Origin of the sequence: Sphingomonas canaveralia, from assembly GCF_047238125.1 — a bacterium.
Taxonomy (GTDB): domain Bacteria; phylum Pseudomonadota; class Alphaproteobacteria; order Sphingomonadales; family Sphingomonadaceae; genus JBDFMH01.
In genome coordinates this window covers 3205756-3216396 of sequence record NZ_JBDFMH010000001.1, presented here as the reverse complement: position 1 = coordinate 3216396, position 10641 = coordinate 3205756, and the positions used below count along the sequence as shown (strand labels likewise).

Here is a 10641-nt window from a genome sequence, read left to right as displayed (position 1 = left end):
CTTTGCTCTCCTGCGGCGCGGGTCAGCGGGCGCCGGGCGCGAACTGTAGGGTGATCGACATCAGGAACCGGTCCGGCGCGCGCCGGGCGTTGGGCAGCAGCAGCGCCTTGTTGGTCGGCCGCGCATACATCGCTTCGACCAGTGCGAGGCCCGGCACGAACGCGCGCACGCCGCCGCCATAGGAACCGAGCCGCCGATCGGTTTCGATCGCGTTGCGATCCTTGTTCCACAGCCAGACGCTGTCGTAGAAGCCGAACAGCTCCACCCGCGCGGGCAGGTCGATCACCTTCGCGATCAGCTCACCGCGCAAACCGATCGCACGATCGGCGGAATTGGCGCCGGGGTCATAGCCACGACCGATCGTGAGGTTGCCGATCGCATATTCCTCGAAGTTCAGCAGCGGGTTGTTCGACCATTGGCCGCGCGCCTGGCCATAGAGGCTGAAGATCGGCCCCACCCCGATCCTGCTCTCAAGCTTGCCGCGGATCACGGTCGCGGTCGGGTCTCCATCCGGACGCGAGGGTGTGTAGCCGCTCGCGTTACGCTCGTTCATCTTGGTGGCGTTCAGGATGTCGAGACCCTGGCGCAGCTCCAGCGAGCCCGCCAGCGAGAAGGTCTCGATCCCGGCGGCATTGCGATCGCGATAGGTACCATCGAGCCGGATATAGGCCACGCGCAGCTTGTCCCGGTTCAGGGCATCGCTGACATTCTGGCCGTTGGCCACGCGGTGCACGCGGGTCCGCTGTTCGATCATTTCCATTCCGCCGGCCAGGAACAGTCGCCGGTCCACCGACACGGCCAGCGGCGCGCGCACCTCCAGCCCCGCGATCAGCGATTCGGACCGCAGGTCGAGTTGGCCGATATCGGGCCGTGACCATGCATAGGTGCCGCTCAGGCCGATCGTCGCACCACTGGCGCCCAGCCCCATGATATGGCCGCCCTGCACCACTTTCTGTTCGTCGAAGTCGAGCGTGGCCGATCCGCCCAGATAGGTGACGTCGGATGCTCCGGTCAGGCCGTAATATTCACCGCGCAGATAGGCAGTCTCGCGGCCCAGCTGGCGCGATCCGTAGTTCTGGACGTTGCCCAGGATCGAGAACGGCCGGTAGGCGACGGTCAGGTCGCCGATCACCTCGCCCGGCGCGGTGCCCGCGGGTCGCAGGCCAAGCTGCACGTCCAGCCCGGGTATGTCCCCGGCCAGCAGCAGCACCCGTTCCGCATCGCGCTCGTTCAGCGGGGTTAGCGCCTTCAGCTGGGCGATGCGCGCCTCGATCGTGGCGCCATAGGGTCCGGCATCGCCACGCACGCGCACTTCCACGATCCGCGCCGTCACTACTTCCAGCTTCAGCTCGCCGCCTTCCAGCCGCTGCGGCGGGATCTGCACCGACGCGACATAGCCCGCACGACGCAGCGCGGACGTTGCACGATCGCGGATGTCGCAGACGATCTTCAGCGGCTGCGTGCCTGCCGGGGGTGCGGCGGCGATGTCGGACAGCAGCGGAGCGATCTCGGGCGGCAGCGCGGCATCGCCCGGCCCTGAAAAGCGGATCGTGCTGATCACGGTCTGCAGATCGTAGCGATCGAACGGACAGGGCGCGGCTTCCACCGCCCGGCTCGCCTCGACCCGCGCGCGGGGTGCGGGCGCCGTGGCAGCATCGGGGCGGGGCTGTTCGATCTGGTCTCGGGTCGGCGCGTCGATGCCGGGCTGCTGCACCGGTGGCTGCACCGCCTGGGCATTCGCTACGGATGGCAGCCCGGCGAGTACGCCGGTCAGCAACATGCCGGTGGATACCGGAACCACCGGAAAACGTGACAGCATACGTGCCCCCTCATTGCCCCATCCCCCTGCGGATGCGGCGCATGATCTGCCAGTATGCGACCCAGTTTATATCGTTGACGGTCCCGACCGCTCCACCCGTTTAGGCGGATCCGGACCAAAGCAAATACCGCGTTCGTGGTAGGCTCGCGCGTGCGCCACTGTCAATTCCGGCGACAGGCGCGCGGGGCTTGCGCAGCGGGGCCGCGATGGGCCACCTACGCCTCCCTTTCGATCCGGGATGCGATGATGGCCGAACCGACGCTTTACCCCGTGCCGCCCGCCGTCGCCGAAAGGACGCGAGTCGACCGGGCTGCGCGCGAGCGGCTCTATGGCCGTTCGCTTGCCGATCCGGGCAGTTTCTGGCTCGAACAGGCGCGCCGGCTGGACTGGATCAAGCGGCCCGAGATCGCTGGCGACTGGTCGTTCAACGAACAGGATTTTCACATCAGCTGGTTCGCGGATGGCAAGCTGAACGTCTCCGCCAACTGCCTCGATCGCCACCTGAAGGATCGCGGCGATGCCACTGCGATCATCTGGGAACCGGACGATCCCGCCGAAGCCGCCCGCCATATCAGCTATCGCGCGCTGCATGCCGACGTCTGCCGGCTGGCCAGTGCGCTGAAGGCGCTGGGCGTCGCCAAGGGAGATCGCGTGACGATCTACCTGCCGATGATCCCGGAAGCCGCGGTGGCGCTGCTGGCCTGCGCGCGGATCGGCGCGATCCACTCGGTCGTGTTCGGCGGATTTTCACCCGATGCGCTGGCGGGCCGCATCCAGGATTGCGACAGCAAGCTGGTTATCACGGCCGACGAAGGCCGCCGCGGCGGCAAGCGCGTGGCACTGAAGGCCAATGTCGACAAGGCCGCCGCGCATTGCCCCAGCCTGACCGACATCCTGGTCGTGCGCGCTACGGGTGCCGACGTCGCGATGCGGCCGGGACGCGACCATTGGTATCATGAGGCGATCGCAGATGTGCCCGCCACCTGCCCCGCCGAACCGATGGCGGCCGAAGATCCGCTGTTCATCCTCTACACCTCCGGCAGTACCGGCAAGCCGAAGGGCGTGCTCCACAGCAGCGCCGGCTATCTGCTCTGGGCAAGCCTGACCCACGAACTCTGCTTCGATTATCGCCCGGGCCAGATCTACTGGTGCGCAGCCGATATCGGCTGGGTGACCGGGCACAGCTATATCGTCTACGGCCCGCTCGCCAACGGCGCCACGACTTTGATGTACGAAGGCGTGCCCAACTGGCCGACCGCATCGCGGATCTGGGAAGTGGTCGATCGTCACAAGGTCGAGATCCTGTACACCGCGCCGACCGCGCTGCGCGCGCTGATGAAGGAGGGCGATGCGTTCGTCACCCAGACGAGCCGTGCCTCGTTGAAATTGCTCGGCACGGTCGGCGAGCCGATCAATCCGGAAGCCTGGCGCTGGTATCATGCGGTCGTCGGCGAAGGCCGCTGCCCGATCGTCGATACGTGGTGGCAGACCGAGACGGGGGCCGCGATGATCGCCCCGCTGCCGGGTGCCGTTGCGCTCAAGCCAGGTTCCGCCACGCTGCCGCTACCCGGGATCGAACCGCAGCTGGTCGATGCCGAAGGCCGCATCCTCGATGGCGCGACCAGTGGCAACCTCGTGATCGCGCGCAGCTGGCCGGGGCAGATGCGCACCGTGTGGGGCGATCATGCGCGGTTCTTCCAGACCTATTTCGCCACCTATCCCGGCAAATACACCACCGGTGACGGCGCCCGCCGGGACGAGGACGGCTATTGGTGGATCACCGGCCGCACCGATGACGTGATAAACGTCAGCGGCCACCGGATGGGTACGGCCGAGGTCGAAAGCGCGCTGGTGCTGCACGCCAAGGTGGCGGAGGCCGCGGTCGTCGGCATGCCGCACGACCTGAAGGGCCAGGGGATCTATGCCTATGTCACGCTGAACGCGGGCGAGGCCCAGTCCGAAGCGCTGCGGCAGGAACTGCGCGCCTGGGTGCGCGAGGAGATCGGCCCGATCGCCACCCCAGATGCGATCCAGTTCGCGCCCGGCCTGCCCAAGACACGATCGGGCAAGATCATGCGGCGGATCCTGCGCAAGATCGCGGAAGGCGATGTCGCGCCCGCATCGCTGGGCGATACGTCCACGCTGGCCGATCCGGCCGTGGTGGACGATCTGGTGGCGAACCGGGTGACCGCCTGATCAGCGCGCGGCAGCCGCCATTTCGCGGTTGCGCGCGACCGCTGCCGCCAGCGTGCGGCGCAGCAGATCGGCCAGCCCGGGATCGGCGTCGAGCACGTCGAGCCCCTTGCGCGTCGATCCGCCGGGGCTGGCGACGCGATCGGCCAGCCGGCCGGGATCCTCGTTCGACTCCGCCGCCAGTCGCGCCGCCCCGTCGACCGTTGCCAGCGTCAGCCGCGCCGCCTGATCGGCCGGCAGCCCCAGCGCCGCCCCCGCCCGCCCAAGTGCTTCGATGAACCGGTAGAGGAAGGCCGGGCCCGATCCCGCCAGCGCGGTCACCAGATCGAATGCCGCCTCGTCGTCGATCCATTCCGCCAGCCCCAGCGGCGTCATCAGCGCATCGATGCGGGCACGCTCGGCCGGCGCCAGCGCGGGGCCGTGCAGCCCGATCACGCCTCGCCCGATCGCCACCGGCGTGTTGGGCATGATCCGGCATAGCGCTGCCTGCGGAAAGCGCTGCGCCAGCGACGCGATCTCGACACCGGCCAGCATCGAGACGAGCAGCGTGCCCGGCCCGGCGAGCGGCGCGATCCACGGCGCGACATCGTCGAACATCTGTGGCTTCACACCCAGCAGGATCGTGGCCGGTACCGCACCATCGGGCGGGGTCGTCACCGTCACGATCCCCTCGGCCGGCGGCGTGCCAGATCGGTTGATCACCACCAACTGCGCCGGATCGAGCCCGGCGTCGAGCCAGCCGCGCAGCATCGCTCCGCCCATATTGCCGGCCCCGACCAGCCACAGCGGTCCATCGTGGATCATAGGCGGTCTCGTTTCAAAAGGTTCGTCATCCCGGACTTGATCCGGAATCCGAGGCAGGCGAGGCGATTAGGCTCCAGGTCTCGGCTCTCGCCGGGATTCAGGCCTCGCCCTGCGTTTCGATCAGCGCGGCAGCAATCGCTTCCTGCGGCGTCTTGTCTGCCCACAGCACGAACTGGAAGACCGGATAGAAACGCTCGCATTCGTCGATCGCGGCTTCGACCAGCGTTTCCGCCTGGTCCAGCGTCAGCGCGGCATCGCCGCTTGTGTCGAGCAGAGCCGCATGGCGGAACAGCAGGATCCCGCTCGATGCCCACATTTCGAAATGGCCGATCCAAAGCTGTTCGTTGATCAGCCCCAGCGTTTCATAGACCGTGATCCGCTTGTCCGCCGGCACCCGGATATCGGGCAGCGCCAGAAATTGGAGGACGCGGTCCTCCTCGCGCCACACCGCGCGCAATTCATACTGGGTCCAGCTACCCTGGAAATTGGCGACGATCTCATCCTCGCCGCTGCGTTCATGGGTCCAGCCATGCGCGTCGAAATATTGTTCGAGCATGTCGATCGGCGCGGCACCCTCGCCCGCCTGTTCCTGATCGTCGTCGAGCATCATCTCGTTACATCTCCGCCAGCCGACACCAGATATGGTGGACCAGCCGCCGATAAGCTGCAAGCGAGGTGCGGCCGCCCGATCGACAAAGCTGTGGATCGTTCGGCCGTGCGCCCCGCGATATCAGACGCCCTTGCCAAGGTCCGGCGCTGTAGCCGGAGCCGCCCGTGCCTCGAGCGCGGCAAGCCGCACCTTGAGCGCCTCGACCTCCTCGCGCGCCGCGGCGGCGGACGCCTTCACGGCCTCGAACTCGTCACGGCTGACGAAATCGAGCCCGCCGATCCATTCCTTGGTGCGCTCGCGCATCGATGCCTCGGCCTCGCGGCCGACGCCGGCGATCGTCCCTGCGGCGCCGTTCAGCACCTTCACCACATCATCGAAAAAGCGGTTCTCGCTTTGCATTGCCTGTCTCCGGATCAGAGTGTGATCTGGGTGCTGGGGCCGCCCGGCGCAAGCGTCTCGGCCTCCGGGTTGCGTTGATCGATTGCGAAATTGAGCGTCGCGGCGAAGCAGAGCCAGGCCAGATAGGGTAGCATCAGAAGCGCTGCGGAGGTCCGCACGCGGGCGAACAACCAGGTGGTGGCCGCCGCAGCCACGATCATCAGCAGGATCCACCAGAAGGCCAGCGTCACCTGATGCGCGGCGAAGAACAGCGGCGACCATGCTAGGTTGATTGCAAGCTGAACCACGAACAGCGCGATCGCCGGCTTGCGGAGCCGGGATCCACGCGCATTGATCACGATCGCCAGCGCTAGCCCCATCAGCGCATAGAGGATCGGCCAGACCACGCCGAACGCCCAACCCGGCGGCTGGAAGCTCGGCTTGTCGAGCGCTGCAAACCAGGGGTCGTCGGCGCCCCATCCGGACAGCGCACCCGATGCGGTGCCCAGCAACAGCACCAGCGGCACGCACAGCAATGCCCAGCGGGCGAGCGACATCCGAAGCTGTCCCGGCGAAGCGATCTGGCCCAATCCTAACCCCCTATTCCGCAGGCTGCGGCACAGCGCCCCCATGCTCGCCGCGATCCAGCGCTTCGTCCAGCTTGCGGCTCGTGTCCAGTGGCGATCCGGTGCGACGCGCGATGATGACGTAAAGTACCGGAATCAGGAAGATCGTGATGATCGTCGCGATCGACACGCCCCATACCACCACCACGCCGATCGCGCGGCGGGCGCCGGCTCCCGCGCCACTGGCGATCATCAGCGGCACCGCGCCTGCCACCGTCGCGATCGACGTCATCAGGATCGGACGCAGCCGGCGCGTCGCGGCCTGGCGGATCGCATCGCCGAACGCCACGCCCTCGTCGCGCAATTGGTTGGCGAATTCGACGATCAGGATGCCGTTCTTGGCCGCGAGCCCGACCAGCATCACGATCCCGACCTGGCTGTAGAGGTTCAGCGTCTGCCCCATCGCCGCAAGCCCGACGACGCCGCCCGCCACTGCCAGCGGCACGGTGGTGATGATCACCGCGGGGTGGACGAAGCTTTCGAACTGGGCGGCCAGCAGCAGATAGACGATCAGGATGGTCAGCACGAACACGGCAAGGATCGATCCACCCGTCTCCTTCAGCGACTGGCTTTCGCCGCGATAGCCGACTGCGGTGATCTCCGGCGCGTTGGCGGCCTGCTGTTCCAGGAAGGTCAGCGCATCGCCGAGCGCATAGCCGGGGGCCAGGCCACCCTGCAGCGTGATTGCGCGCTGCTTGTTAAACCGTCCCAGCTCCCGCGCGCCGGCCATCTGGCGGGTGGTGACGAGGTTGGCGAGCGGCACCAGCTGGCCCGATACCGATCGGACATAGACCTGACCCAGATCGCGCTCGACCGCGCGCTGCCCGGCTTCGGCCTGCACGATCACGCGATATTCCTCGCCGCGATCGACATAGGTGGAAACGCGGCGCGACCCCATCAGCGTCTGCAGCGCCTGGCTGACCGCATCGACCGAGACGCCCAGATCGCCCGCCCGGCCGGTATCGACGTCGATCTGCAGCTGCGGCTTGGTTTCCTTGTAATCGGAATCGAGATTGATGATCCCCGGATTCTCCGCCGCCGCCGCGATGATCCGGTCGCGCGCACGCGCCAGATCCTCATAGCTGGATCCCGCAATCACGAAGTTGATCGGCTGTCCGCGTCCGCGGCCGAGCGAGGATTGCGGCGTCGCATTGCCACGCATTGCGGGCAGCGTCGCCAGCTTTGCGTTGATCGCCTCCGCAGTCTCCTGCGTGCTCACGTCGCGTTCTTCCCAGGGCTTGAGAAAGATGACGAGCGCACCGCTGTTGAAATCCTCGGTCGCGCCGAAACCGCCGGGCGCGCGCACCACCAGCCGGCGCACGGCACCCTGTCCGATCATCGGTTCGAGCAGCCCTTCGACGGTCGACATCTGCCGCTGCAACTCGGCATAGCCGGTGCCCTCTGCAGTCGACAGGTCGGCGCGGATGATGCCGGTGTCCTCGCTGGGCACCAGTTCGTTGGAAAGCGTCAGGAACACGGCGCCTGCCCCGGCCAGCACCACGCCCACCGCCGCCAGCACGATCACCGGCCGGCGGATCGCGCGATCCAGCAGCCGCTCGTAACGGCCTTCCAGCCGCCGGAAATGATCATCGACCCAGGTTGCCAGCCGCCCGCGCTCGGTCTTGCGCAGCAGTTTCGAACACAGCATCGGCGCCAGGCTGAGCGCAAGGAAACCGGAAAAGGCGACCGCGCCAATCATCGCGCCCGCCAGTTCGCGGAACAGCAGGCCCGTCTGCCCCGCCAGGAACATCACAGGCACGAACACCGCGCATACCACCAGTGTTGTCGAGATCACCGCGAAGCCCACCTGCCGCGTGCCCAGATAGGCGGCCGCCAGCGGATCCTCGCCCTCCTCGATCCGGTGATAGACATTCTCCAGCACCACGATCGCATCGTCGACCACCAGGCCGATCGCCAGCACCAGTGACAGCAAGGTCAGCAGGTTGATCGAGAAGCCGAACGCCCACATGACCGCGAACGTCGCCAACAGGCAGATCGGCACGGTGACGGCGGGGATCAGCGTGGCGCGCCAGCTGCCCAAGAACAGGTAGATAACCAGCACCACCAGCACCGCGGCTTCGGCCAGCGTATGATAGACGCCATCGATCGCGCGGCTGATGAACAGCGAGCTATCCGATCCGATATCCATCTGCATGCCTGGCGGCAGGCTCGGCCGGATCTGGTCGGCGACCTTCTTCGCGTCGTCCACCACCTGCAGCGTGTTCGCACCCGACTGGCGGACGATACCGAGGCCGACACCGGTCCGCCCGTTGGACCGGAAGCTGGAATAGATATTCTCCGGCCCCTCCTCGACCCGGGCGACATCGCCCAGACGGACCAGGTAACCACCCTCGCCGCGCGCCACGATCAGCTGGCGGAACTGCTCGGCGGTGGCGAACGGGCGGTTGACGCGCAACGTTACATTCTGTTCGGCCGCCTCGATCCGGCCGGCCGGCAGCTCGACATTCTGGGTGCGCAGCGCGGTTTCGACGTCAGCCGGTGTCAGGCTGAACGCGGCCAGCTTGGCGGGATCGATCCAGACGCGCATCGCCGGGCGCTGCTCGCCATAGACCTGCACGTTGGCGACGCCCGGCACCGCCGAAAAGCGATCGACCAAGTTGCGGTCCGCCCAATCCGACAGCTGCAGGTTGGTCCAGCCCTGCGGCGCGGTCAGCGCGAACACCACGACTGCCTGCGCGTCCGCATCGACCTTGCGGACCTCGGGCGGCAGCACGTCGTCGGGCAGGTCCTCCAGCACGCCGCCCACTCGGTCGCGCACGTCGTTGGCGGCGCTGTCAATGTCGCGGCCCGGCGCGAACTCGACCGAGATCGACGAATCGCCGTCCCGGGATCGCGAACTGATCGTCTGGATGCCTCCGATTCCCGCCAGCCGCTCTTCGATCAGCTGGGTCACGCGGCTTTCCACCACGTTGGCGGCGGCGCCGGTATAGGTGGTCGAAACCGACACGATCGGCGGGTCGACGTCGGGATATTCTCGCACCGACAGCGCGAAGAAGGCGACGATGCCGATCAGCGTCAGCAGGATCGCGAGCACCGCCGCGAACACCGGACGCTTCACAGAGACGTCGGAAAGGATCATGTCAGCGTGCCGCCTGCGCATTGGCAGGGGGGCGCGGCCCGGCCAGCTTCACGGTCATTCCGTCGGCCACCTTCACAACGCCTTCGCCCACGATCTTCTGGCCCGCCGCCAGCCCCTCGCTGATCTCCAACAGCCCGTTTTGGCGGACGCCCACCTTCACCGGCGCCCGCGTCACCTTGTCGCCCGCGCCGATCCGGAACACATAGCGCTGGTCCCCCTCGCCGACGACCGCGAGTTCCGGCACCGCCAGCGCGGTGCGCGGCCGCGCCTCGATCGCCACGGTCAGCAGCATGCCCGGCTTCAACAGCCGGTCGGGATTCGGCAGCACCGCGCGAACCAGCACCGATCGCGTCGCCGGATCGACGACCGTATCGATCGTCTCGATCGTGCCGCGCACCGGCTGATCGGGGAAGGCGGCCGCGCGCGCGTCGATCGTCTGGCCCTGCCGGATCGCCGACAGCAGCGTTTCCGGCACCGGGAAATCGAGCTTGATGACGGAGATGTCGCTGATCGTGGCAATCTCGGTGCCCGCCTGCACGACCGCGCCGGGAGAAATGGTACGCAGCGACACATAACCGCCGAACGGCGCACGGATCACGCGATCGGCGATCGTCGCGCGGGCCTGCTCGGCCTGCGCGCGGGCTGCCGAGGCAGCGGCGATCTGCGTATCGAGGCTGGCATTGGTGGCGAAGCCGCGCTGCTTGAGCTCGGAGATCCGCGCAAGCTGCTGCCCGGCGACGCGGGCATTGGCCTGGGCTTCGGCCAGCGTCGCATTCTCCTGGCTTTGCGCCAGCGTCGCGACCACCTGGCCCGCCGCCACATAGCCGCCGTCGTTGAAATTGACCCGCACCAGCCGCTCGGTCACCGGTGCGGAGAGCGTCACCTGCTCATTGGCGCGGGCGGTGCCGATCGCCTCGATCCGGTCGACGAACCGCACCGGCTTCGCCTGCACCGCAGTCACCAAGGGGGCCGGACGCTCGCGCTGCTTGGCTTCGCCGCCCCCGCACCCCACCAGCAACAGCGACAAGGCGATGACGGGGATGGCTGGCTTCATCGCCGCCAAACACTTCACGGGTCGCGACGGTTGCACGCCCGTCACGGCTGATCGGCT

Annotated in this window: 8 protein-coding genes; 1 reads left to right on the top strand and 7 read right to left on the bottom strand. The window is 67.4% G+C overall.

What is annotated here, in order from left to right; all coding sequences use genetic code 11:
- Positions 1-22: 22 nt before the first annotated feature.
- Positions 23-1819, bottom strand: coding sequence for a ShlB/FhaC/HecB family hemolysin secretion/activation protein (locus ABC347_RS16115; RefSeq protein WP_413246726.1), 1797 nt, complete (start codon positions 1817-1819; stop codon positions 23-25).
- A 246-nt stretch (positions 1820-2065) separates the two neighbouring features.
- On the opposite strand from ABC347_RS16115, the gene acs reads away from it, so the two are divergent.
- A complete protein-coding gene (gene acs / locus ABC347_RS16110; protein WP_413247084.1) occupies positions 2066-4015 on the top strand; it encodes an acetate--CoA ligase in 1950 nt (649 codons plus the stop codon).
- On the opposite strand, the gene proC is transcribed toward acs, so the two are convergent.
- The 6 genes from proC to ABC347_RS16080 form a co-directional block, all read right to left on the bottom strand.
- Positions 4016-4816 (bottom strand): pyrroline-5-carboxylate reductase, encoded by an 801-nt coding sequence (gene proC, locus ABC347_RS16105; protein WP_413246725.1) that lies wholly within the window; start codon positions 4814-4816, stop codon positions 4016-4018.
- 97 nt (positions 4817-4913) lie between these two features.
- Positions 4914-5423, bottom strand: coding sequence for a type III secretion system chaperone family protein (locus tag ABC347_RS16100; RefSeq protein WP_413247083.1), 510 nt, complete (start codon positions 5421-5423; stop codon positions 4914-4916).
- A 123-nt stretch (positions 5424-5546) separates the two neighbouring features.
- The gene (locus ABC347_RS16095; protein ID WP_413246724.1) at positions 5547-5825 is read right to left on the bottom strand and encodes an accessory factor UbiK family protein; all 279 of its coding nucleotides are present in this window, start codon (positions 5823-5825) and stop codon (positions 5547-5549) included.
- A 14-nt stretch (positions 5826-5839) separates the two neighbouring features.
- Positions 5840-6394, bottom strand: a complete 555-nt coding sequence (locus ABC347_RS16090) for a TspO/MBR family protein (RefSeq protein WP_413246723.1) — start codon at positions 6392-6394, stop codon at positions 5840-5842.
- A gap of 10 nt (positions 6395-6404) precedes the next feature.
- The gene (locus ABC347_RS16085; RefSeq protein ID WP_413246722.1) at positions 6405-9530 is read right to left on the bottom strand and encodes an efflux RND transporter permease subunit; all 3126 of its coding nucleotides are present in this window, start codon (positions 9528-9530) and stop codon (positions 6405-6407) included.
- Between the two features lies 1 nt (position 9531).
- Entirely contained in the window at positions 9532-10584 is a 1053-nt protein-coding gene (locus ABC347_RS16080; RefSeq protein WP_413246721.1) for an efflux RND transporter periplasmic adaptor subunit, read from the bottom strand.
- Between the last annotated feature and the right edge of the window lie 57 nt (positions 10585-10641).

Coding starts and splice junctions, on each gene's coding strand:
- acs (WP_413247084.1), top strand. CDS start 2,066: ATGGCCGAACCGACGCTTTACCCCGTGCCGCCCGCCGTCGCCGAAAGG.
- ABC347_RS16085 (WP_413246722.1), bottom strand. CDS start 9,530: ATGATCCTTTCCGACGTCTCTGTGAAGCGTCCGGTGTTCGCGGCGGTG.
- ABC347_RS16080 (WP_413246721.1), bottom strand. CDS start 10,584: ATGAAGCCAGCCATCCCCGTCATCGCCTTGTCGCTGTTGCTGGTGGGG.
- ABC347_RS16115 (WP_413246726.1), bottom strand. CDS start 1,819: ATGCTGTCACGTTTTCCGGTGGTTCCGGTATCCACCGGCATGTTGCTG.
- proC (WP_413246725.1), bottom strand. CDS start 4,816: ATGATCCACGATGGACCGCTGTGGCTGGTCGGGGCCGGCAATATGGGC.
- ABC347_RS16095 (WP_413246724.1), bottom strand. CDS start 5,825: ATGCAAAGCGAGAACCGCTTTTTCGATGATGTGGTGAAGGTGCTGAAC.
- ABC347_RS16100 (WP_413247083.1), bottom strand. CDS start 5,423: ATGCTCGACGACGATCAGGAACAGGCGGGCGAGGGTGCCGCGCCGATC.